At 40.6% G+C, this 25,030-nt stretch carries 18 protein-coding genes and 2 pseudogenes; 14 read left to right on the top strand and 6 right to left on the bottom strand.

Annotated elements, in window-relative coordinates:
• Positions 1-28 precede the first annotated feature (28 nt).
• A pseudogene (locus ND6B_RS19550) lies at positions 29-1,261 on the bottom strand (TMEM143 family protein).
• A gap of 145 nt (positions 1,262-1,406) precedes the next feature.
• On the opposite strand from ND6B_RS19550, the gene ND6B_RS14385 reads away from it, so the two are divergent.
• The 3 genes and pseudogenes from ND6B_RS14385 (at position 1,407) to ND6B_RS14390 (ending at position 5,634) form a co-directional block, all read left to right on the top strand.
• The gene (locus tag ND6B_RS14385; protein ID WP_033102872.1) at positions 1,407-1,991 is read left to right on the top strand and encodes a YqaA family protein; all 585 of its coding nucleotides are present in this window, start codon (positions 1,407-1,409) and stop codon (positions 1,989-1,991) included.
• Between the two features lie 64 nt (positions 1,992-2,055).
• Positions 2,056-2,954, top strand: a pseudogene (locus ND6B_RS19545) (diguanylate cyclase).
• Positions 2,955-3,030: 76 nt separating this feature from the next.
• Positions 3,031-5,634 (top strand): DUF2339 domain-containing protein, encoded by a 2,604-nt coding sequence (locus ND6B_RS14390; protein WP_033102871.1) that lies wholly within the window; start codon positions 3,031-3,033, stop codon positions 5,632-5,634.
• Between the two features lie 42 nt (positions 5,635-5,676).
• Here ND6B_RS14390 and ND6B_RS14395 read toward each other — a convergent pair whose 3' ends face one another.
• Positions 5,677-9,117, bottom strand: coding sequence for a hybrid sensor histidine kinase/response regulator (locus ND6B_RS14395; protein ID WP_033102870.1), 3,441 nt, complete (start codon positions 9,115-9,117; stop codon positions 5,677-5,679).
• Positions 9,118-9,579: 462 nt separating this feature from the next.
• Here ND6B_RS14395 and ND6B_RS14400 point away from each other — a divergent pair, with 462 nt between their 5' ends.
• The 11 genes from ND6B_RS14400 to ND6B_RS14450 all read left to right on the top strand — a co-directional run bounded on the left by ND6B_RS14400 (position 9,580) and on the right by ND6B_RS14450 (position 22,530).
• Positions 9,580-9,843 (top strand): DUF4212 domain-containing protein, encoded by a 264-nt coding sequence (locus ND6B_RS14400; protein ID WP_008464847.1) that lies wholly within the window; start codon positions 9,580-9,582, stop codon positions 9,841-9,843.
• 10 nt (positions 9,844-9,853) lie between these two features.
• Positions 9,854-11,578 carry a sodium:solute symporter family protein gene (locus ND6B_RS14405; protein ID WP_016900488.1) on the top strand — a complete coding sequence of 575 codons (1,725 nt, stop codon included), beginning with the start codon at positions 9,854-9,856 and terminating at the stop codon, positions 11,576-11,578.
• 111 nt (positions 11,579-11,689) lie between these two features.
• Entirely contained in the window at positions 11,690-13,528 is a 1,839-nt protein-coding gene (locus tag ND6B_RS14410) for a DUF294 nucleotidyltransferase-like domain-containing protein (RefSeq protein WP_013465753.1), read from the top strand.
• Between the two features lie 5 nt (positions 13,529-13,533).
• Entirely contained in the window at positions 13,534-14,157 is a 624-nt protein-coding gene (locus ND6B_RS14415) for a 3'-5' exonuclease (RefSeq protein WP_033102869.1), read from the top strand.
• Between the two features lie 130 nt (positions 14,158-14,287).
• A complete protein-coding gene (locus ND6B_RS14420; protein ID WP_033102868.1) occupies positions 14,288-15,034 on the top strand; it encodes an SIMPL domain-containing protein in 747 nt (248 codons plus the stop codon).
• A 183-nt stretch (positions 15,035-15,217) separates the two neighbouring features.
• Positions 15,218-16,231 (top strand): erythrose-4-phosphate dehydrogenase, encoded by a 1,014-nt coding sequence (epd, locus tag ND6B_RS14425; RefSeq protein ID WP_016900482.1) that lies wholly within the window; start codon positions 15,218-15,220, stop codon positions 16,229-16,231.
• Positions 16,232-16,281: 50 nt separating this feature from the next.
• On the top strand, positions 16,282-17,457 hold the full coding sequence (locus ND6B_RS14430) for a phosphoglycerate kinase (RefSeq protein WP_016900480.1): 1,176 nt from the start codon (positions 16,282-16,284) through the stop codon (positions 17,455-17,457).
• A 211-nt stretch (positions 17,458-17,668) separates the two neighbouring features.
• Positions 17,669-18,733 (top strand): class II fructose-bisphosphate aldolase, encoded by a 1,065-nt coding sequence (gene fba / locus ND6B_RS14435; protein WP_008111197.1) that lies wholly within the window; start codon positions 17,669-17,671, stop codon positions 18,731-18,733.
• A gap of 619 nt (positions 18,734-19,352) precedes the next feature.
• A complete protein-coding gene (phoB, locus tag ND6B_RS14440) occupies positions 19,353-20,042 on the top strand; it encodes a phosphate regulon transcriptional regulator PhoB (RefSeq protein ID WP_013465747.1) in 690 nt (229 codons plus the stop codon).
• 93 nt (positions 20,043-20,135) lie between these two features.
• Complete coding sequence (gene phoR / locus ND6B_RS14445; RefSeq protein WP_033102867.1) at positions 20,136-21,482, top strand: phosphate regulon sensor histidine kinase PhoR; 1,347 nt, start codon at positions 20,136-20,138, stop codon at positions 21,480-21,482.
• Between the two features lie 79 nt (positions 21,483-21,561).
• Positions 21,562-22,530: a PstS family phosphate ABC transporter substrate-binding protein gene (locus ND6B_RS14450; protein WP_013465745.1), complete on the top strand. Its 969-nt coding sequence runs from the start codon at positions 21,562-21,564 to the stop codon at positions 22,528-22,530.
• 68 nt (positions 22,531-22,598) lie between these two features.
• On the opposite strand, the gene ND6B_RS14455 is transcribed toward ND6B_RS14450, so the two are convergent.
• Genes ND6B_RS14455 through folK form a run of 4 tightly spaced genes read right to left on the bottom strand, consistent with a single transcriptional unit; the run spans position 22,599 to position 25,027 of the window.
• Positions 22,599-22,838 carry a hypothetical protein gene (locus ND6B_RS14455; RefSeq protein ID WP_013465744.1) on the bottom strand — a complete coding sequence of 80 codons (240 nt, stop codon included), beginning with the start codon at positions 22,836-22,838 and terminating at the stop codon, positions 22,599-22,601.
• Positions 22,839-22,868: 30 nt separating this feature from the next.
• Positions 22,869-23,717, bottom strand: a complete 849-nt coding sequence (gene panC, locus ND6B_RS14460) for a pantoate--beta-alanine ligase (RefSeq protein ID WP_016900475.1) — start codon at positions 23,715-23,717, stop codon at positions 22,869-22,871.
• Positions 23,717-24,511, bottom strand: a complete 795-nt coding sequence (gene panB / locus ND6B_RS14465) for a 3-methyl-2-oxobutanoate hydroxymethyltransferase (RefSeq protein WP_016900473.1) — start codon at positions 24,509-24,511, stop codon at positions 23,717-23,719. Before panB ends, panC begins: the two co-directional genes overlap by 1 nt.
• A gap of 30 nt (positions 24,512-24,541) precedes the next feature.
• Positions 24,542-25,027: a 2-amino-4-hydroxy-6-hydroxymethyldihydropteridine diphosphokinase gene (gene folK, locus ND6B_RS14470; RefSeq protein ID WP_016900471.1), complete on the bottom strand. Its 486-nt coding sequence runs from the start codon at positions 25,025-25,027 to the stop codon at positions 24,542-24,544.
• Positions 25,028-25,030 lie beyond the last annotated feature (3 nt).

The raw sequence follows: 25,030 nt of genomic DNA, 5'->3' as shown, positions 1-25,030 counted from the left end.
GCTGCTTTTTTGTTAAGTAAGGAGTTGCTTAGTTATATTGAAATAGGCTATCCCAGCGCTCATCTAATATGGCTTTTGCGCGCTCTAGATTTACCGCGTTATATAGGGTGTTTGTGCAAGTTACTAAATGCATACGTTCAAGCTTTTCAAGCGCGTCGCTAATTTCAAAATCTAGCTCGCATTGGTACTTGCTTTTAAACCACGTCTCTATCTGCTCATCAAGTGCGTGAGCACTTAAGCCATTTTTAGATTTTAGTAAAAACGTGTAGGCCAGTAGGGCTTCTTTTATGTCTTCTTCTTCGGCGGCGTCTATTAGTGTATGAAAAACACCGGCGTTGTTATCTAGGTTTTTAAAGTACAGATTATCGCTCAGCGCTTTCATAAATTTAATTTTACGGTTTTTAAATTTACTCCACTCTTTAAATACAAAACTGCCAAATACACCAATACCAATGGCTAACGTAATAAAGTGCTGCTGAGTCATGGTAACGACTTTATCACTAAACCCTCCCTAAAATGTAAACAAAGCAAACAGTAGAAGTAATGAGGCGCCCAGTTTGGTAACTAACACCACCGCACCGCCAATAAGTGCTGACGAGCCAATAATCACTTTATCAATAGGACGCATCCGTACTTCGCTATTAGGGAATAGCATTTCTAAGTCAGCTTTTGGCACATTTTGAAATAGTTTTACTATGGTTGAGCTGGGCTCAAACCCCATAGGTAGTTTATTTTTTGATTCAAAATAGGCTTTATCTTTAAAACGGATAAATACTGCTACGCGATCGTAGTTGGTAAAATGCAGTGGCTTTTTACGTAACCCCCAAAAGCTGGTTATGGTTTCGGTTAGTTGCGATTCGCCTCTGCGATAAAAAACCACTTCTTCAAAATCCTCAAACTCTACCTCAAGGCGAACTTTAAAAAGCGATTCTTCGTTTAATGCATCTTGTAAGTCTTGATGGGTGATCACTTCAAAATTAGCCGCATTTAATACGTTGGCGAAATCTTTAGCAAAATCGCGTTGGCACAGAGCTTTTTGCTCATCAGTCACGCTGTTTATTAAACGAGTATCGCTATTTGGGTCAAAAGGCGCGTAATTGTTTTTTAATGACTCAAGTGTGCCATGGTACTGAAAGTGAATTAAGCTGGCTAAAAGTTCACAAAGCTGCTTAAAAGAAGTTTGTTGGTCTTTGGTAAGCTCTTTGGCGCACATTGTAATGATGTCGTGTTTTCTAAAAGGAATGTAGCGAGCAGTTTGCATATTGTGAAAATTTTAAAAGTATAATGGTATATAAAGATAATAAAGCAGTCTTTTACTGATTACTATGTTGACTGTATTTCTTCAGGTAGCATTAACCTAATTATGAGATGATTTAATCACTTACCTAATTGCTAACAGGACGTTTATGGCTATACAAAAAAAGCTCAAGCAAAAAACACGTCAGTTTATTGAGTCTAAAAATATGCTGGGTGGGATTACTATCGCCTCATTTTTAGAATCCACCATAGTGCCCATTCCACTCGAGGCGGTGCTGGTACCGCTTATGCAAGCAAGGCGGGAAAAGCTTTGGCAAATTGCCCTAATGGCAACACTAGGCTGTATTGTAGGTGCGTTATTTGGCTATGCTTTAGGCTATTACTTATTTGATATCATTGGCGATTGGGTTATCAACACATTCTCAAGCCCTGAGCAGTTTGAAAACGTAAAACAAAAAATGCAGGCACAAGGATTTTGGTTTGTGTTAAGCCTAGGTATCGTTCCTATTCCGTTTCAAATTGCGATGCTGGCCGCTGGTGCAACTAAGTATTCGCTGGCACTGTTTTTAGTGGCATCTGCGATTGCGCGCTCTATACGCTATTTTGGTTTGGCAATCGTGGTGTATTATGCGGGCAATCAAGCTGAGCGACTTATCAGCAAGCACAAAACTAAGACCATGATTGGATTAACTATTTTAATTGCTATTGGCTGGATAATTAGTACGCAAATATAAATAAAGCAGTTTAAGTTTATGGTATAGTTTTTATTAACAATAATAAATTTAAACACAGCCCATGATGAATCCGGAAAAAGTGAGCCTCAAGCTCAGCCGCTTTGTAAAAATTACCAGATTAAACAAGCTGTTAATTTTAGCTATGCTGGCGTTTATTATCGCTTTCTCAATTTTTTCGTTGATGTACTTTCCCCGATTAGACATAGCCCAAAACCTCTATGGCTTTACCACTGACTTTATTAATTTAGTGGTGATTTTTGCTATTTTTTTGTAGTGCAATGTTCACGGTTAGCTAAAAAAGCGTATTTATACGTCAGTATCGGTTTAATGCTATGGATTGTAGGCTCTACTGCCGATGTGCTCGATGAAGTAATACGTCAGCCTTTTTGGATAAGCAATTACGTAGAAGACTTATGTCGCACATTAGGTATGCTAATTACCGCTTATGGTTTATTTAAAACTATGCACTTTATGCAGCGAATGCACAACCGGTTAGCGCAAGAGTTTATTATGGATGATTTAACCAAAGTGTATAACCGTCGCTGCTTTTATCAGCATGTGAAGGAGGTTGTTAATAATCCTTACACTGTTTTAATTATAGATCTCGACCACTTTAAACGTATTAATGACGATTATGGCCACGATGTGGGCGATAAGGTGCTTAAACAGTTTGCTGATAAAGTGAACCGTCTTTTTAAAGATGAAAATATTTTTGCTCGTATAGGTGGTGAGGAGTTTGCCGCTTACCTGCCTAGTTATGAGCTTGATGAAGTACTTAACTTTTCGCAGACTATTCTAGAGACGGCTCGTACTATTACAGTACAAAATCAGCGTTCTTTAACGGTTAGTATAGGTATTGCGCACCGTAGTAGCGAACAGACCTTTGACAATGTAATGAAACGTGCAGATCAGGCATTATACCGAGCCAAAAAAGCAGGCCGTGATCGCCTTGAGGTTGCTTAAACATAGTAATTTTATAAAATAGATTTCGCTCATGCTGTTTTTGGGGACTTGTGTTGCGAGATAAAAAAGGGACTGTATGGATGAGTTAATCGGATTAGCAATTATTGTATCTATTGCGATTGTTGCAGGGGCTATTTGTGGATTAGTGGCCTTAGTGCAATTAAACACCCTTAAACAAGAGGTTGCAGTATTAAAACTAAAACTATTACAGTTCGAGTTAAGCTCAAATGCAGCAAAAAATGAAAAATCCTCCGCTGACCCTCAAGTAGATAACGCAATACCTCTAAACCGCTCAGACATTCCTGCCTCTGATTATAAACCTGCGAGCATTAAACATACGCCACTACCTAAAGTAGCAATTAAAAAGCCATCGAGTATTGAACTGCTTTTTAAACAATTACGTGCAGGCTTTGAACAAAACTGGATGACTTGGATTGGTGCTATTGCTTTGGCTTTAGGTGGCGTGTTTTTAGCCAAGTACAGTTTAGAGGCGGGGCTACTTTCACCTGCGATGAGGCTCAGTGCCGGTGGATTATTTGGCATTGGCTTAATCGCAGCAGCGTATTATTTACATTATAAACGTATCGTTTTTGAAGGCTTTAATAATTACATTCCTGCAGCCCTTGCCAGTGGCGGCTTTATGACTTGCTTTGCCTTAATGTTTTTGGCCTATAACAGCTTTACCATGCTAAGTGCTGAGTGGGCATTTATTGGCTTAGCAGTGATTGCTCTTTGCGCCAGTGCAATGGCGATTAAGTTAGGTCCTTTACTTGCTGTAATTGGCATTATAGGCGCATACAGTGTTCCTATTTGGGTAAATACGGGCAGTGGTCAGTTATTTTCTTTACTTATTTATGTTGCCCTTGTGAGTGTTGCCGCAGCGGTTGTGGCACATAAAGTACAGCGAGTGTGGTTGTGGTATTTACTGTGGGTAGGGCATATAGGCTGGTACTTGGTCGGACTCACTCTATTTAACTATGACACAGTGTGGTTAATAGGCGCTTATGCGTTACTAAGTATTTTAGGCTTAATCGCTATTGCACGCTTAGGCTTGGGCTTTAATACCCTTGAAGTGCGCCCGCACAGCTTCAAACGATTAGTTAACTTATTTCCAGATCACGGATTATTACTGGCCTTTATGGCGCCTTTAATGATTGCCATGCTATTGAGTTTGTTTAATTTACAATGGCAAATCGTGGCGTTGTTAAGCATCGCTTTGTTACTATTTTTAGTGTTAAAAAATAGCCGTTGGGATGCATGGCAAGGGGTTTCTTTAGTGATTGCGCTGTTACTAGTGGTCAGTGCTAAACAAACTTATGCCTTTGATGATGCGTTATTTATTTTTAAAAACGAATATGGGCTAGGCTTATTACTTGCTCTGGGGTTAAGTGGCTATGGACTCTATTTTGGTAATAAATACCCAAAACGATTAGCTTTTCATTTGCTTGCTTCATTAAGCGTGTTTGCATTAGTTGGCACTTTGTATGCGATGATCCCAAATACGGCTTTAGCAACCGCTTATCCACTTTGGGCGGTATTGTTATGTTTAATGAGTGCGGTGTTAATTAAATTTACGCAAAATAATACAACCTTATGGCAGCGTTTTAGTTATTGGGTGGGAGCAAACGCCAATATCACTTTAGCAATTACTATGCTACTGAGCGATAGCGGCCTTACCATTGCACTGGCTGTTCAAGTATTACTGCTGAGCTTATTAATAAAAAAATACAGTGTGGCTATGCCACACTGGCCAATAAAAGCCCTTGTGGCGGCATTACTTTTACGCCTTACCTTATCGCCGTGGACGCCTAGTTATGATGATCTAACTATCTTTGGTTTGCATTGGAGCTTAGTTGTTTACCCGCTGTGTATTGGGTTATTTTTTGCAGCGGCTAAATGTTTTAATACTTCAAAACTAAAAATATGGTTAGAGGGGGCGGCACTGCATTGTTTAGCGTTATTTGTGACAACCGAAACCAGTTATCAACTGGTAGGGCACTACCCTCAGTTGTTTTCTTTAAGTTTTTATGAGCAAGTTTTGCTCAGCTGTAACTTGCTTGCTTTAGGCTGCGTTTATTTATATCGCGCGCAAAGTGCAGGGCAGCTGGGTAAGTTATACCGCACTGCAGGTTTGATTTTATCAGCGTTAGCTGGCTTGTTATTAATCAATACAACGCTGGATAATAATCCGTTATTAATGCGTCTTTATGTTGCTGAAACGCCAATATTTAACTGGGTGATTTTAATTTGGTTGGTACCGAGCCTACTGGCGTTATGGTTAGCGAGTTTAGTTAAATCGTTAAATGCTAAATTGAGTCAAATTACACTCGGAGTGTCTGGTTTATTAGCCCTGTTAGCTATCAATACCTTGATCCGCCAATATTGGCAAGGTGGCTTTATTTATCTTGATAAAGCAACCAGTGACGCCGAACTATATAGCTATTCGGTTATTTGGTTGTTACTCGGCGCACTGGTCGTGATAGCCGGGCATTTAAAACAGCAACGGTTACTGCAAAATGTTGGTCTTGGTATTCTTGGCGCTGTAATTGTTAAGGTATTTTTAATTGATATGGCAAACTTAACGGGACTTCTAAAAGCATTATCGTTTATTGGCTTAGGGCTGTCGCTGGTAGGGCTAAGTTGGTTGTTCCAAAAACTCAGAAAGCGCAGTCATAGTTAAGTTTAAGCCCAGTACTTACTGGGCTTAAACTCTTATTAATCGTCAAGTACTATGATTAAGCAGGGCCTTAAGTTTACCTGGTTTTACTGGTTTACTTAGGTAATGAATATTTTCAGCTTTGGTTGTTTGCTTTAGCTCTGTGTCACGCACCGCGGTAATTAAAATTGCCGGAATGTCGCTTTGCCAAGTCTCTCGCAGTGTTTTAATTAAAGTAATGCCATCCCAATCATTACCTAATTGATAATCCATTAAAATAACATCGGGCGCTGCATGCGCTTTAGCATACGCTAACACAGCATCAACTTTGTCGAATAAGGTGTAATTTGCCCGCCATTTTTTCAATAAGCTGGCCATCGCGGCTAAGTTTTCAGGATCGTCGTCAACGGCAATAATATTAATCGCAGCGCGGTTGTCTACGATATTTTGATTTGTTTGTTTTTGTTGCACTAATTGCGCATCACCATAAGGCACTTCTATGCTAAATCGACTGCCTTTATTAGGTAAAGAAACGACATCAATCGGCAGGCTCAGTAAATCAGCCATACGTTTAACTACCCCTAGACCAAGGCCTACGCCTTTATTGTCGCCCGCTTCAATTCGGTAAAAGTCGTTAAATATTTTTGCCTGTTCAATATCGCTAATGCCCGGGCCTGTATCCCATACTTCTATTCGTAAACTGTGTTTTCGATTTCTGCAGGCAATTAGCACTCGGCCATTTTCGGTGTATTTAATCGCATTAGACAGCAAGTTTTGTAGTATTCGGCGCAAGTAGGTAATGTCACTATGCACTATTTGCTTATTTGAGCGCACTGTAAATGACAGTCCTTTATCGCTCGATAAAATGGCATATTCACTTTTGAGAGGGTCTAAAATATCGTCAATACAAAAGTGACGTGGGCTTGGGGTCATTGCGCCTTGTTCTAATTTTGCAATTTCGAGTAAGGCCGACATTAAATGCACAGTTGAATCTAAACTGTCGCCAAGCTTATTAAAATTATTTTTATTCGTGGTGTCTAGTTGTGTTTCATCAATCGCGGCAAGGTATAAACGTGCAGCATTCAATGGCTGTAAAATATCGTGACTGGCCAATGCTAAAAAGCGAGTTTTACTATCATTAGCTTTTTCTGCCTCACGCTTGGCTAAAGTAAGTGCTTGCTCTGTTTGTACGCGGCTATCTATTTGTGCTTGTAGATTACTATTAATTGTTTGTACTTCTTGGGTGCGCGCTTCAATACGGTTTTCTAAGTCCATATTAATTTCTTCTAGCGCATTTTGAGTACTAATGTGAGTAGTAATATCAGAAAAACTGGTTACAAATCCGCCATCAGGAAGTGGGTTACCGATCATTTCATACACTTGGCCGTTTCGACGATGGCGAATAAAGTGATGTGAACTACCATTTTTTAAATGCTGAACTCGCTTATCAACATGACGGTCAATTTCACCTGGGCCACATTCACCGCGCTCTGCGTTATACCGGATTATTTCCTCAATAGGTTGGCCAACTTGTAAAAAGCCCTCGGGGTAGTTAAACATTTCACTGTAGCGCTTATTCCAAGCAACGAGGTTTAGGTCTTTATCAACAACGGATAGGCCATGGCTTAAGTTCTCTAACGAGGTAAACAATAAGTTTTGATTAAACTGCAGTGCTTGTGTGGTTTCATCAAAAAAGTTTACCACTTCTTCAAACGCCATGCGTTTGCCCGATGATACGGTATGAATAAGTGCTTGCGCCGATGAGGCACCTAATACCCCAGTAAGCGCACGTTCGCAGTAAGCAATAAAGTCAGCGCGAGGGTGAGCATTGTTGTCGTTTAAGTCGTGATGAAGCGCATAGTGTGATAATACTTGCTGGCTACGTTGAATGCCTAAAAAGGTTTGTAGCAGTATTTTGAAGTCGTATACCGTGGCTTTTACATTTTTATTTAAGCGACGCGATAAAATAGCCTGATCTTTAGGATTAACAAAAGCAGCCGCTTGAATTTTGTCGATTAAGCGCTCTTCAGCCCCTAGCGAAAAACTAATGTAACAGCCAATATTAGCAAACAAAGCGATAAGTGTACCGCGCGTTATTAGGGTTTGTTGTAACTCACTGTCTAGTGGGTTGGGGGCATCTAAAATAGGCAACATTAAAAACAGCACCCAACATATCACGCCGGCGAGTAGTCCAGCATAAACCCCATAGGCATGGCCTTTTCGCCAATATAAACCACCCACAATGGCAGGCAATAGTTGCGATACCAATGAAAAAGCAACTAACCCCATACTAGCCAGTGCACTGCCATTTCCAAACCATTGCTGATAGAAGTAAGCTAAAATAAGTACTCCGGCAATGGTAAATCGACGCACTAGTAAAATACGTGATTTATAGCTGCTGGTAATTAAGTTACGTTTAAATTTACGACGTAACATTAACGGCAGTACCACATCATTTGAGATCATGGTACTTAACGTTAATGTGGCTACAACAATCATGGCTGTAGCTGCTGAAAGCCCCCCAATAAACACAAACGTAGTCAAAAAAGCATTATTGTGCAGCATAGGTAAGGCAAGTACAAAGCTGTCTGGTGATAAGCTGCGGCCTATTTCTGGGTGAATCGCAGCGGTGGCAATAGGTAAAATCATTGCTGCTGTTAGTAATAAATACAGTGGGAAGGCCCAACGCGCAGTGAATAAATGGCGCTTATCTTGGTTATCGACCACGGTTACATGAAATTGGCGTGGCAAACAAATAATAGCCGCTGCTGCCATAAGTGACTGGCCGATAAAATTAAAACTAAAAAAGTCAAAGTGTGTCCAGTGCATCCAAATAGACTCGGCAACTTGACTGCTACTTTGGGTAGGTAAATTAAATAAGCTGTATATCGCAAGCCCTGCAACGGCGGCTAAGGCAAACAGTTTAACTAGAGATTCAAACGCCACTGCGAGCATTAAACCTGAACGGTATTCGGTTACATCAACTTTGCGCGTACCAAAAAATATAGCAAATAGCGCCATCATTAACGTGGCCGATAGCGCTAAAATATCCCCTGATATCTGATTGCTGTTTTGTAGGAGTAAAAAGCTAGAGCTGAGTGCTTTTAATTGCAATGCAATGTACGGAATGGTGGCCAATAAGGCGATTATTGTCACCATAATGGCGGTGGTTTGACGCTTACCATAGCGGGCTGAAATAAAGTCGGCAATAGTGGTGATATTTTGTTTTTTACTCACCAGTACCAGTTTACGTAAAAAGCCTTGACCGAAAAAAAACAATAAAGCGGGGCCTAACAATATGGGTAAAAAACTCCAGCTGCTGGTCGCTGCTGTGCCTACTGAGCCGTAGTAAGTCCATGAAGTGCAATAAATACCTAGTGCAAATGAATACACAAACGGGTGATGACTAATACGCTTGGCAAGTGGCGTGGTTTTATCCCCCCAATTAGCCAGCCAAAACAGCACGCCTATGTAGCCAAAGGCAACAATGAGTAGTACAGCCGTCATGTTTATTTAACCTTGTAGAATATTTTTATAATTTGCCATAACTATACCCAAACTATTTCAAGATGCGAGCGTCAGTTGGCGTTTGAGGTAGTTTGGGTTTTTACAATATTTGGTTGCGGGTTAAATAGGGGGGTATACATTTTATTTATATTATCTATAAATAAAATAAAGTATTGATTTTTAATGATTTATTTTAAATTGGTTATTTAGTTAGACTAATGTCTTATTCCCACGGTTTACTCAAAAATTGGCGTAAACACCTCGCAAATAAATTAATTAACTTATTGAAATTAAAGTAGTTCACTTGTTGTTTACTAATTAAGCGCCTACAGTTTACGAAAACGTTAACATGTTGTTACGACTATTGTCGCAATTCAATATTTGAGTAGCGTTGCTAAATTGATTAACGAATATAAAAAACCACCCATCGTAATCTTGCGATGTTTAAAGGGGAAAATAAAAATGGCTTTTAAAAATGAAGAACAAGCAAAAGCTTATTGGGCAGAAAACATTTCATTACTGTTTAAGTTATTAGCGGTATGGTTTGTGGTCTCTTTTGGCTTTGGCATATTACTTGTAGATGTACTAAATGAAGTACGTTTTTTTGGGTTTAAACTTGGCTTCTGGTTCGCCCAGCAAGGCGCGATTTATACCTTTGTAGCTTTGATTTTTGTGTACGTTTTCAAAATGAATACGTTAGATAAAAAATATGGCGTAGACGAATAGGAGCTAAGCAATGGATGTTCAAATACTCACTTTTATAATCGTCGGTTTAAGCTTTGCGCTTTATATCGGCATTGCAATCTGGGCTCGTGCAGGGTCAACAAATGAATTCTATGTTGCCGGTGGTGGTGTACCTCCACTAGCCAATGGTATGGCAACTGCTGCGGATTGGATGAGTGCTGCGTCATTTATTTCAATGGCAGGTATTATTTCGTTTGCTGGCTATGACGGTAGTGTTTACTTAATGGGGTGGACGGGTGGTTATGTACTACTGGCCATGTGTTTAGCGCCTTACTTACGTAAATTCGGCAAGTTTACTGTGCCAGACTTTATCGGGGATCGTTACTACTCACGTACTGCGCGTTTAGTGGCTATTTTATGTGCCATCTTTATTTGTTTTACTTACATTGCGGGTCAAATGCGTGGTGTGGGTGTGGTGTTCTCTCGTTTCTTAGAAGTTGAAATTGAAACCGGCGTTTACATCGGTATGATTATTGTTTTCTTTTATGCTGTACTTGGTGGCATGAAAGGCATTACTTACACGCAAGTTGCGCAGTACTGTGTACTGGTATTTGCTTATTTAGTACCGGCTATTTTCATCTCTATGATGGCAACCGGTCACTTTTTCCCACAAACGGGGTTTGGTGCCACGCTAAGTGATGGTTCAGGCATGTATGTATTGGATAAATTAGATGGTTTAAGTACTGAGTTGGGCTTTGGCCAATACACTGAAGGCTCGAAGAGCATGATTGATGTATTTGCAATCACAGGTGCTCTTATGGTGGGTACTGCTGGTTTACCACATGTAATTGTTCGCTTTTTCACTGTACCTCGCGTAAAGGACACACGTATTTCAGCGGCGTGGACACTGGTGTTCATTGCTATTGTTTACACAACAGCACCTGCAGTAGCTTCGTTTGCCCGTGTAAACATGATTGACACCATTAATGGTAAAGACGGTAGCGGCACAGCGTATGCAGATGCGCCTGCATGGATCAAAAACTGGGAACGTACAGGCCTAATTACCTTTAATGATAAAAATGGTGACGGCAAAATGTTTTACACATCAGGTAAAATCACTGACCCTAATAGCGCGAACGAAGTAAACGTTGACCGCGATATTATGGTACTAGCGAACCCTGAAATTGCCGACTTACCAGCATGGGTTATTGCACTCGTTGCTGCTGGTGGTATTGCCGCGGCACTATCGACTACAGCGGGCTTACTATTGGTTATTTCAACCTCAGTATCGCACGATTTGCTAAAACGGACACTCAAACCGGATATAACCGACAAGCAAGAATTACTTGCAGCGAGGTTAGCAGCGATGATTGCTATTGTAATATCCGCCTACTTTGGGATTAACCCGCCAGGATTTGTGGCCTCGGTTGTAGCCTTTGCCTTCGGCTTAGCGGCAGCGAGCTTCTTCCCTGCAATTATTATGGGTATTTTCTCTAAATCAATGAACAAATTTGGTGCGATTGCTGGCATGGTAACGGGTATTACCTTTACTGCGGCTTATATCATCTACTTTAAGTTTGTGAGCCCTGAGCTTAATAGCCCAGAAAATTGGTTCCTAGGTATTTCACCTGAAGGGATTGGTCTAATCGGTATGATGATCAACTTTGCAGTAGCAGCAGTTGTAATGAAAATGACTAAACCAACACCAATTGAAATCCAAGAAATGGTGGAAGGCATTCGTAATCCTAAAGGGTCTAGTGAAGCACATGCTCACTAATCCATATAGCTAATGATATAACGCATCAAAGCCCGACTTAAGTCGGGCTTTTTATTTGTTTAAAAAATGACTACATTTCAGGTTAAGTCGCTTTTTTATTGAGGATGATTTATGAGTAGTGAGCAACAGGAAGTCGCGCAGTTTATTAACAAGCAAGCACCATTTTCAATGTTACAAGACAGTGCCTGCAGTTATTTTGTAAACCATCTCGATAGTATTTATTTGACCCGAGAAAACCAAACGCAATGGCTTAACAGTGAACAGCCTAAGTTATTTTTAATACGCTCCGGGTTATACGATTTAGTCGATGCCAAAGGCGATACGGTAACGCGTTTAACTCAAGGTGATTACTTTGGTTACCCCTCTTTACTAACGGGAGATGCAATTCAAAACAGTTTAGAAGTACAAAAAGAGGGCATAGTGTATATGCTCGACCAAACGCATTTTGATTATTTACGCCGAGAATATAAAGCCTTTGAGCAATACTTTGTCCGTGCACATGCAAATCGATTACTGTCATCGCATTATAAGAGCAACAACGACAGTTGGTCTGAGCGTAAAATATCAGAGATCATGACTCGCAAAGCGATAACGCTGCCCCCCGATGCCAGCATCCGTCATAGTGCTAAAAAAATGCAAGAGCATGGGGTTTCTTCAATAATGATCACCGAAAACTCGCACCTTGTTGGGGTGGTTACTGACCGTGATTTACGTAATCGAGTGCTTGCTGATGAGGTGGACCCCGCGCAAGCTATCAATAGTATTATGACCAATAAGCCTAAGTTTATATTTGAAAATAATCGTGTGTTTTCAGCGCTACACTTAATGCTTAAGCATAATATTCATCATTTACCTGTGCTTGATGAAAATCATAAACCGCTAGGTATGATCACTAGTACAGACTTACTACGTCAACAAAAAAGCGACCCTGTCCAGCTCATTGGTCGTATTTATAAAGCGCATAATGTCGCTGATTTAAAGCGTTACGCTAAAGAAATTCCTGAGTTATTAAAGGGGTTTTCTAATAATATTGATGATATTTCACTGATTGGAAAACTACTCAGCGGTTTAACCGATGCGCTAACCTCGCGGCTAATATTTTTATTTCAACAACAACATGGTGTTGCACCTACGAGCTTTAGCTTTATTTGTTTTGGCTCTCAAGCGCGCGAAGAGCAAACACTGCATTCAGATCAAGATAATGGCTTGTTATTACCCGATGGTCTAAACGATGAGCAGCACGCGTACTTTAAACAAATGGGTGAATTTGTTTGTGAAAACTTAGTTGAATGCGGTATTCGTCGTTGCCCTGGTAACATTATGGCCAGCAGTGATGCGTGTCGAATGAGTGTTAGTGATTGGCGGGCGAAGTTTTTAAAGTGGATCACCAGCCCCACACCCCAGGCAATGCTCAACTGTAAAATATTTTTTGATCTGCGTTTTATTGAAGGATCAACCACGCTTTATAGCCAGTTTTGTGAAGAGTTAACCCATATTTCTCGCAACGATCTTTTTTATGCGGCAATGGCCAGCGATGTGAATACCAACAGCGCGCCGATTGGTTTATTCAATAACTTTAAAACCGAAAAAACCGAGCAGCACCACAAATACATCGATCTTAAAAAGCGCGGGGTAGTGATCATTAACGATCTGGCAAGGCTGTATGCATTAAAAGTAGGCATCCGCCGTGCTAACACCCAAGAGCGATTAGACGCCTTATTAAAGTATTCATTGTTAAGCAAAGAAGATATTTATAATTTAAAAGATTGTTGGCGATTTTTAACTCAGCTTCGGCTGCGCACACAAATAAACGAAGAGGGGTTACCCAGCAATTGTATAAACCCAGATAAGCTCAATTCGTTAGAGCGTCATCAGCTTAAAGAAGCGTTTTACCTAGTAAAACAAGCGCAGCAAGGCGCGGCGTTTAAATTTGCGCGTGGGAGTTTGTAACAACAATGGTTAAGCAGCTTATTACTCGTTATTTAAAGCGCCGCCACTTGCTCATGCAAAGTGCTTTAAAGCAACGTTACTTAGTGATTGATTTGGAATTAACAGGGCTTGATCCTAAACAACATGAAATTGTTTCGGTTGCTTGGGTACTTATTGATAACGAATGTATCAAAAACAGTCAGTCGCAGCATTTGGTTAATAAAGAGGTGAAAAGTCTAGAGCAGAGCCCCGTTTTTCATGGCATTAGTACTGACTCGGTGGCACAAGGGCAAAGTTTACAAAGCATTTTAACGTCTTTAAGCGCTCACTTTAGTGACTGTATTTTAGTATTTCATAATGCCATGCTCGATTGGGGTTTTTTAAAGTTAGCACTAAAAAATGCAGGGATCACCCAGCGCCCCAAGTTGATTATCGACACCTTACAAATAGAAAAAAAGCGTCTGCTAAAACATAGCTCAGATATAAAATTAGACGATTTAACTCTTAATGAATGTCGTAAACGCTACGACTTACCAAGCTATCATTGTCATCACGCCCTTACCGATGCACAAGCTACTGCTGAGTTGTTATTAGCCCAATGCCATCAAATAAGCGCCGGTAAGGAGCTCAAAGTAGTCGAGTTGACGTAGGTTGGGCAGAGCGAAGCGAAACCCAACCTATAAAGAATGCATAAATACTTGGTTAATGAGGCAGTTTACTTTTGTTTTTATTTGTATAATTATGGGAACGTGTGATTTATTATGAATTCAAGGAACGAATATGAAACTTATCATCGCTATTTTTATTGCCTTATTCCCTCTTATTACTTTTGCTAATTCAAGCGTGCCAGCTAATCGTCATATTGCAGTGCAGGGGTCAGCTGAGGTATTTGTTGAGCCAGATATGGCTCAAATTATATTTGAAGTAAAAAGCACTGAAGATACATTACTTGAGGCTAAACGTGAGCTTGATGGCCGGATTAGCTTGCTACTTGAACAATCAGACAAATACGGTTTTGGCCAAGACGATGTTTATATATCTGGTTTAAAAAGCAAGTTATACACTATGATTGGTACAGAATCTGGGACTGTTTCAGGCGATAAGTATTTAGCCCTGAAAACAGTTAAAGTCACATTAAAAGATATTAAAAAAGTCGATGAATTTATTAATTTTGCTCAAAGCTTAAAAATAGACAATATCGAAAAAATTAATGGTTTATCCTCTAAAGTTAATCAGTTAGAGGCAGAGGCAACACAATTAGCAATCGATAACGCAAAAGCGAAGGGAAATAAGCTCGCTCAAGCTTTTGGCGCTGAACTTGGCAACGTTTACAGTATCAGTGCAAATTCCAGCAGCTCAGATTACGATTATGACGCGGGCGGTGTTAAGCACATTATTTTATCTAGCCACAGAAATAGTATGGTTGCTAGTAATAACGAGAATCCATTTATGCAGCAGCAATATTTAGGCGCAACAATAAGCGTTAAAGCATCAATAAAGGTGGTGTTTGATTTAAAACTAAAATAGCAAACAGTGCAAATACCCACTAGCAGGGCTAAAAGTAAAAGTGCAGTGTGTGTTGATTATGACGTTAATTTAAAGTTTCTAATGCTTGGCTCTTATAATCACAGGCAAGGTCGATTACAATACCGCCATCTAAAAGGCGACGCTGCCTTTCTCTGTACGTAACTAGAGTGGATTTTATATTTCATGGCAATCAAACTTGCAATTAATGGTTTTGGTCGTATTGGTCGAAATATTGTCCGTGCACTATACGAATCAGGCTTAAGCGACGAGATCAAAATTGTTGCAATTAACGAACTAGCCGACCCTGAAGCTATTGCCCATTTATTAAAATACGACACCTCTCATGGTCGTTTTGCTTTTCCAGTTAAACTAGGTGAAGACACTATCAGCGTTGCTGATGACACCATTGCGTTATTTTGTGAACAAAATCCAGTTGAATTACCGTGGCAAACGTTAGATGTTGATGTGGTGCTTGAATGTACGGGGGTTTACCACTCACGTGAGCACGCACAGTTACATTTGACTGCGGGCGCAAAAAAGGTGCTGTTTTCACATCCTGCGGATAATGATGTTGATGCCACTATTGTTTACGGTATTAATGACGATGAGCTTAAAAGCGAGCATACTATTGTCTCTAATGGCTCGTGTACCACCAACTGCGTTGTTCCTGTTATTAAAGTACTCGATGATGCTTTTGGCATTGAATCAGGTGCTATTACAACCATTCATGCGTCAATGAACGATCAGCAAGTGATTGATGCGTATCATCATGATTTACGCCGTACGCGTGCCGCCAGCCAGTCTATTATTCCTGTAGATACAAAATTAGCCCGTGGTATAGACCGTATTTTACCTAAATTTAAAGGTCGCTTTGAGGCCATTGCGGTCCGTGTACCGACCATTAATGTGACGGCGATGGATTTAAGTGTCACGGTTAATGCAGATGTAGATTTAAGTGCGGTTAATAATGCCCTTAAAGCACAAGCTAAAGACCGCCTTGAAGGTATTTTAAGTTACACCGAAGAGCCATTGGTATCGGTTGATTTTAACCATGACCCACATTCTTGTATCATAGATGGCACACAGACACGTGTTAGTCATAAACGACTGATAAAGTTATTAGTTTGGTGTGATAACGAGTGGGGATTTGCGAATCGCATGCTCGATACCGCGCGTGCTATGATGGCATTTAAGTAATATTTTAAACGTATTTTTCAGGTTCAGTATCGTTAACTAAGGAGATGTTCATGTCGGTCATTAAAATGGCAGATTTAGATTTAAACGGCAAACGCGTATTAATTCGTGAAGATTTAAATGTACCCGTTAAAGCAGGAAAAGTGACGTCAGATGCACGTATTCGTGCTGCGTTACCTACTATCAAACTAGCGTTAGAGAAAGGCGCGAAAGTGATGGTTATGTCACACCTTGGCCGTCCTACGGAAGGGCAATACGAAGAAGAGTTTTCATTGGCTCCGGTTGTCGATTACTTAAATGATGCACTTGAGCAAACAGTTCGCCTAGAAAAAGATTACCTAAACGGCGTTGATGTTGCAGATAACGAAGTCGTTGTTTTTGAAAACGTGCGTTTTAATAAAGGCGAGAAAAAAGACGACGAAACCTTATCAAAGCAATTAGCTGCATTATGTGACGTGTACGTAATGGATGCTTTTGGTACTGCGCATCGCGCACAAGCATCAACGCATGGTGTAGGTTTATTTGCTGATGTAGCGTGTGCCGGTCCATTATTATCGGCTGAACTTGAAGCGCTAGGCAAAGCACTTGATAACCCAGCACGCCCGCTCGTGGCGATTGTGGGTGGCTCTAAAGTGTCAACTAAGTTAACCGTACTTGATTCGTTATCTAAAATTGTTGACCAGCTTGTTACCGGTGGCGGTATTGCTAATACCTTTATTGCAGCTGCAGGTTATCCTGTAGGTAAGTCCCTTTTTGAAGCTGACTTAATGGACGAAGCTAATCGCTTATGTGCAGCAGCAAAAGCTAACAATGGTGAAATTCCGGTACCGACTGATGTTGTTGTGGGTAATGAATTCTCAGAATCAGCTGTAGCAACACTTAAAGATGTAAGCGAAGTTACCAGCGACGATATGATTTTTGATATTGGCCCTGATACAGCAAACAAACTTGCAAAAATTATTGCTAATGCGGGCACCGTTGTATGGAATGGCCCAGTCGGTGTTTTTGAATTTGATCAGTTCGGTAATGGTACACGTGCTATTGCCCAAGCAATTGCTGATTCAAAAGCGTTTTCAATTGCAGGCGGTGGTGACACTTTAGCAGCAATTGACAAGTACGGCATTAGTGACAAAGTTTCGTATATTTCTACCGGTGGTGGTGCTTTCTTAGAGTTTTTAGAAGGTAAAAAACTGCCAGCAGTAGTGATGTTAGAATCACGTGCTAAGTAATACGTAAAGTATTAGCTAGCCGTTAGGCAGATGTGGAGTGTCCGCATCTGCTACACTTAACTGATAAATACCTCTCACTTTTATTTATTAGTTATTTAATTCGAATTTTAGGCATTGAGCTTTAAGGTTCGAGGTGCAGTTATTGCACCAAACTAACAAATCCGTTCAAACTAGATAGTTTAATGACTATCGATAAATTGGAGAATACCCAATGGCTTTAATCAGTATGCGACAACTTCTGGATCATGCCGCTGAGCATGGTTACGGTGTACCCGCGTTTAATGTAAATAACCAAGAGCAAATGCGCGCAATTATGGAAGCGGCTGATAAAACAAACAGCCCTGTTATTGTTCAAGGTTCTGCGGGCGCACGTGCGTATGCCGGTGCACCTTTTATTCGTCATATGATTTTAGCGGCAGTTGAAGAATGGCCACATATCCCCGTGGTTATGCATCAGGATCACGGTACATCACCGGGTGTATGTCAGCGTTCAATTCAGTTAGGTTTTTCATCAGTAATGATGGATGGCTCGTTAATGAGCGATGGTAAAACTCCGTCAAGCTACGATTACAACGTTGATGTAACACGTAAAACAGTTGAAATGGCACACGCATGTGGTGTTTCAGTTGAGGGTGAGCTAGGTGTATTAGGTTCACTTGAAACCGGTGAAGCGGGTGAAGAAGACGGCGTTGGCGCTGAGGGTAAACTTACCACAGAGCAAATGCTAACGAATCCAGAAGAAGCGGCAGATTTTGTAAATAAAACCCATGTTGATGCGCTGGCTATTGCCTGTGGTACATCACACGGTGCCTACAAATTTACTCGTCCACCAACCGACGACATTTTAGCGATTGATCGTATTAAAGAAATTCATGCGCGTATTCCAAACACGCACTTAGTAATGCATGGCTCGTCTTCTGTACCACAAGAGTGGTTAGAAGTGATTAACCAATACGGTGGCGAAATTCCTGAAACATACGGTGTGCCAGTTGAGCAAATTGTTGAAGGGATTAAATACGGTGTGCGTAAGGTAAACATTGATACTGACTTACGTTTAGCGTCTACCGGTGCAATTCGTCGTCATTTAGCAATGAACCCGTCGAATTTCGACCCACGTAAGTTTTTAGCCGCTGCAACACAAGCGATGACTGATATTTGTATCGCCCGTTACGAAGCGTTTGGTACTGCGGGTCAAGCAAGTAAAATTAAGCCAATTTCACTTGATGAAATGCACCTTAAATACTTAAGCGGTGAGTTAAACCCAAAAATAAAATAATGAGCCAATAACGGCGATACTCTCGCACTCATCATAAAAAGCCAGTTGCTTACGCACTGGCTTTTTTGATCTGTAAGAGATCAGTATTTTACTTACCGATAAATCTGGGATCACTCGATTACTAACTAACCTTATCTGGGATCATTACTTTACTAAGTGAAGGGCTTAAAGTGACGCATTTTGTACTTTTAAGTGTCGAATATCATAATTAATGGATAAAAATCACACAGTAAATCATTGGTTTAGCTTTGTTAGTGGGTAAAATAGTGATCCGAAAAGGGATCTGCTTGATAAAACTCTGATCCTTGTATTTAAGATCTTAATAAACCTGATCTAAATAGGTGCCGACTTTTATTATTAAGCCTAAAAATAGCTGCTAGTTAGTAATTTGATGATCCCAAGTTAATATCATAAATAGTGCCTTTAATAACGACTCACTTTACTGCAAACCACTTTTTTATTTACTGCTCAAGATGATAAAAATATGACATATTCAATTTTTTGTTACTATTTTGTGTTTTTTTTAGTCTCATTTTAATTTAGACGTTACACTTTAATAAAAATGTCATACTTAGTCATAATAATGAAACCTACTCAATAGCCTAAGAGATAAATTGGAATGTCACGTAAAGTATTAGTCGTTGATGACGAAGCACCTATCAGGGAAATGTTGGTTTTTGTTTTAGAACAAAATGGCTTTCAAGCCATTGAGGCAGAAGATTATGATTCTGCAATAGCCGCAATGGTAGAACCTTATCCAGATATGGTGTTACTCGATTGGATGCTACCTGGTGGTAGTGGAATTCAAATCGCTAAAAAATTCAAACAAAATGAACACACACGCCAAATCCCTATCATTATGCTGACTGCTCGCGGCGAAGAAGAAGACAAAATACGCGGTTTAGAAGTCGGTGCTGATGATTACGTTACTAAGCCGTTTTCACCTAAAGAGTTAATGGCGCGTATCAAAGCGGTTATTCGCCGAGTAGCACCTACCTCTTTAGAAGAAGCAATTGAAGTGCACGGCCTGCGCCTAGACCCTATTTCGCATCGTGTTACCTCAGGGGGCAGTGAGCTTGATATGGGGCCAACCGAATTTAGACTATTACACTTTTTTATGACCCATCCAGAGCGGGTTTACAGCCGTGAGCAACTGCTTGATCATGTATGGGGCACGAATGTGTATGTTGAAGACAGAACAGTAGATGTTCATATTCGTCGCTTGCGTAAAGCGATTGCTACGCTTGGACACGACCGCTTAGTACAAACGGTACGCGGAGCTGGTTATCGCTTTTCGAGTAAATTATAGTGTGCTTACAATTAAGCTTACTTAGTTAAGTAGCAATCTATTAACCTAGCTCAGTCAACTTGTCTGCTAGCGTTTATAAGGTAAAGAGCGTGTATGTATCGAGTTATTAACAAGCAGGCGCTAACAAAGCGGCTGTTTGTCTATTTTATACCTTTACTTTTAATTGGGGTGCTTATTGGTGCCCCATTTTTGATGTTGTTTTTGGGCGCTTTTTCGCTACTTATGTGGCATTACCATCAACTTTATCGTTTAAGTGATTGGCTGCATAATCAGCGCAGCTTTAACCCACCTGAAGGTGAGGGGTCGTGGGAGCAAGTATTTGAAGGCATCTATCAGCTGCAACATCGTAATCGTAAAAAGCGTAACGAACTGGCAGAGCTGATACGCCGTTTTCGTGACGGTGCTGAGGCGGTGCCTGATGCTGTTGTTGTATTGCAAAACGATTTATCAATTGTGTGGTGTAATCAACTTGCACTCAAAGTGTTAGGGTTACAATGGCCGGTTGATCATGGTCAGCGTTTAGATAACCTCATTCGCGATCCTAAATTTGCTAAATATATGCGCCGTAAAGAGTTTAGTGATGCACTGGAGCTTGAAAGTGGCCACAGTGTAGAACAAGTACTTGAGTTTAGGGTGATGCCTTATGCTAACACTCAGTTATTGGTGGTAGTACGTGATGTCACCCGTTTAAAGCAGCTTGAGCAGATGCGTAAAGACTTTGTTGCTAATGTGTCTCATGAGCTCAGAACCCCTTTAACGGTTGTTACCGGCTACCTTGAAATGCTCGACAGTGATTCGCTTCCTCCGCCTGCAATGTGGAATAAGGCACAAACTACCATGCTAGAACAATGTAAACGCATGGATAGTTTAGTGAACCAGTTACTTTCGTTATCACGTATTGAAGGCGCAAAACGCCACAGTAATGATAAGGCAGTAAAGGTACCGCAATTGCTAAAACTGATTGAAACTGAAGCACAGTCTATAAATCAAGATAAAGGCCATCAACTTATTTTTAATATTGATGCGTCACTTGATATTACCGGTGCTGAGGATGAGCTCAGAAGTGCGTTTTCAAACTTAGTATTTAATGCCATTCATTATACTAAGCCAGATGGTAAAATTGAGGTGTGTTGGCAGCGCAACAATGAACAGGCATGTTTTAGTGTTACCGATAATGGTGATGGTATTGCACCAGAGCATATAAATCGCTTAACTGAGCGTTTTTATCGGGTCGATAAAGCCAGAAGCCGCACCACAGGAGGTTCAGGATTAGGCTTAGCAATTACTAAACATGTACTTACTCGCCATGGTAGCCAATTAAAAATTAACAGTGAACTGGGTAAAGGCTCCTGTTTTTCTTTTGCGTTTTCAAGCGATAGGCTGATCTCTATTCCGCCATTAGTGACGAGTAATACTGCTAGTCATAAAAGTGTCATTTAAGAGTCACACCATTGTCATGTACTCACTTTAGAGTGAACCGCAGTTAGGAAATGGGACGAACAAACTGGAGAACCCCAAAATGAAATTTAAAAACTTAGTTGCCGCAATGGGTGTGGCTGTTACAACATTTGTATCTGCGCAAGCAGTAGCATTAGAAGACGGTATGCCTGAGTATCAAAAAATTAGCGGTGTATCAGGTAACTTTTCATCGGTAGGGTCTGATACGTTAGCCAATATGATGACCTTTTGGGCTGAAGAATATAAGCGTATTTACCCAAATGTAAATATTCAAATTCAAGCGGCAGGTTCGTCTACTGCGCCACCAGCATTAACAGAAGGAACGGCAAATTTAGGTCCAATGAGCCGTGCTATGAAGTCGAAAGAAATTGAAGCATTTGAAAAGCGCTATGGCTATAAGCCAACACAAGTACGTGTAGCAATTGATGCATTGGCGGTATTTGTTCATAAAGATAACCCAATTGAAGGGCTGCGTATTGACCAAATCGATGCTATTTTCTCATCAACACGTAAATGTGGCGCACCAGAGCAAGTAAACCGCTGGAGTGATGTTGGTCTAGAAGGTGATTGGGCTGCAAAAGACGTGCAATTATATGGACGTAACTCAGTATCAGGGACTTACGGTTACTTTAAAAAGAAAGCCTTATGTAAAGGCGATTTTCGTAATAACGTGAACGAGCAACCGGGTTCAGCTTCTGTTGTACAGTCAATTTCAGCATCACTAAATGCCATTGGTTATTCTGGCATTGGTTATAAAACATCGGGTGTGCGTACTGTTCCGTTATCTAAAAAAGGTACTAACTTTGTTGATGCCACGCTTGAAAACGTAGCTCAAGGTAAATACCCACTTTCACGTTTCTTATATGTTTATGTAAATAAACACCCAAATAAGCCACTTGGCCCAGTTGAAGCTGAGTTTTTAAAGATGGTACTTTCGCAAGAAGGTCAAAAAATTGTAGAAAAAGATGGTTATGTGCCACTTTCTGCAAAGCTAGTTGAAGTTGAGTTGAAAAAGTTAGGCTTAAAATAAACCGCTAATAATTAAAAAACCGCTCAAATGAGCGGTTTTTTTTGGTTTACAATTTATGCCGATTGATATTAGTCAGCTTTACTTAAGTTTTCAGCTTGTACTTTGCATTGATTATACGCTTCGATGCATTTAGATGAGCAAACCTGTGACTTAAGGCTGTCGGTGGTTGTTTGTTGTTCACAGCTGGTTTCGCATTGATAACTTTGCTGAGCGCATTGGTTAAGTGCTGGATTACCTGCTTGGCTTTGGCACCCTGCCAATGCTGCAAAAGAAAAAGCCACTAGAGTGGTTTTAATAAAAGTTTTCATACTTATCCTTAAAGTGAGGCTACACCAGTATTAAACTTCAACCTGTATATTGTCGATTAATCTAACACTTCCTAAAAAGGCGGCAGCTAAAATAACAAATCGTGTATCTTCGAGTGTAGCAGCTTTTAATGTATCTCGTTGAGCTATCGAAAAATAATCTGGTTTTAGCCCTGCGCTTTCTAAAGTCGCTTTAGCATCAGCTTCAAGAGTAGCAAACGCTTTATTTCCGCTTTTTAGTTGCTGCGCACAGTGATTTAAAGTGTTGAATAAAATCGTAGCGGTTTGCTTTTCATCACTTGATAAATACCCATTGCGTGAGCTCATGGCAAGGCCGCTAACTTCACGCATCGTTGGCACACCAATAATTTCTACTGGTATCGACAAATCACGGGCCATTGTTTTAACAACTTGCAGCTGCTGAAAGTCTTTTTCACCAAAGCAGGCGTAATCAGGTTGGACTAAGTTAAATAGTTTAGTGACAACTGTTGCTACACCTTTAAAATGACCAGGACGTGAGCCGCCGCAATAGCCCATCGAAATACCTGGTACATCAACAAAACTTTGCACCCCTAAGCCATTTGGGTAAATAGCCTCTACACTGGGGATAAACAAAATATCCGTTTCAAGATCGGCTAAACCTTGTTTATCGGCATCTAAGGTACGCGGATAATTGTCTAGATCTTCGTTAGCACCAAATTGCATCGGGTTAACAAAAATACTAACAACGACTTTGTCGGCCAGTGTTTTTGCTTTTTCTACCAACGAAAAGTGACCGCGGTGCAAGTTACCCATAGTAGGTACTAGTGCAACACTTAAACCCGCTTGGCGCCAAGCTCTTATTTGACTGCGTAATGATTTAATTTCAGTGATTGACTGCATTATTTAAACTCGTGTTCAGCGCTTGGAAAAACGCCGCTTTTAACATCGTTACAATACTTTTTAACAGCGGCAGGCATGTTGCCTGTTTCGAGTAAAAAGTTTTTTGAAAATTTAGGAATGTAGCCTGCAGAAATACCGACTAAATCGTGCATAACCAAAATTTGGCCATCGGTTACATTGCCCGCACCAATCCCTATAGTCGGAATGCTTAATGAGTCAGTAATACGTTTTGCTAAGGCACTTGGAATACACTCAAGCACGAGTAGTTGAGCACCCGCTGCCTCTAATGCTTTTGCATCGGCAATAATTTTTTGTGCTTGTGCTTCTTCACGGCCTTGAATTTTAAAACCACCAAATACGTGCACAGATTGCGGAGTAAGCCCTAAATGCCCACACACCGGAATACCTTGCTGAGTAAGTGATTTAATGCTGTCATGTAGCCATTCGCCACCTTCAAGCTTGATCATATTAGCACCTGCGCGCATCAACTCTGCGGCATTTTTACACGCATCATTTGGATTTGCATAGGTCATAAACGGTAGGTCGGCAATAACAAATAGGTCACGGCTTCCAGCGCGAACACAGCGAGTATGGTACGCAATTTCTTGGTTTGTCACAGCGAGTGTGTCATCGCCACCTTGTAATACCATTCCCAAAGAATCACCGACTAAAACAACTTCAACGCCATTCTCATGAAATAACTTAGCAAAACTGGCATCATAAGCTGTTAACGCAGTGATTTTATTACTTTCAGCCTTCATTTTATTCAAAGTTGAAACGGTTATTTTAGACATAATATTCTCGCAGACAGTGGCCTTAGTTAATTACAGCGGTAATTGTTGTAAGTCGTTAAGCGGTAGGTTATTTGCTATCTGTTTGATAGATGCGCCGCTTGGTAAAATAAGTTCGGGTGCAATTTCTTGCAGCGGGTAAACAACAAACTCTCTCTCGTTTAATCCGTAATGAGGCACCGTTAAACGTTTAGTATTTATAACCTGCTCACCAAATAATAAAATATCAATATCCAGTGTGCGTGCGCCCCAACGCTCAGCCTTTCTGACTCGACCATGCTCCAGCTCTATGGCTTGCGTTAAATCAAGTAACTGCTCTGGCTGTAGCGAGGTATTGATACAGGCAACCGCGTTCACATAATCGGGTTGATCTTGTGGCCCCATAGGCTTGCTCGCATAATAATGTGAGCAAGCGATAAACTCGCTGTTAGGCAAGTTTTTAAGTGCAACAACAGCATCATCAAGTTGTTTTTTAGGTGTATTAAGGTTGGCACCTAAGCCTAAATAGACACGTTGCATTAT

The sequence above is a fragment of the Pseudoalteromonas sp. ND6B genome (assembly GCF_000764215.1).
In the GTDB taxonomy this organism is placed as follows: domain Bacteria; phylum Pseudomonadota; class Gammaproteobacteria; order Enterobacterales; family Alteromonadaceae; genus Pseudoalteromonas; species Pseudoalteromonas tetraodonis.
The sequence above is the reverse complement of the archived record's forward strand: the minus strand, read 5'-3'. Positions and strand labels throughout refer to the sequence as shown.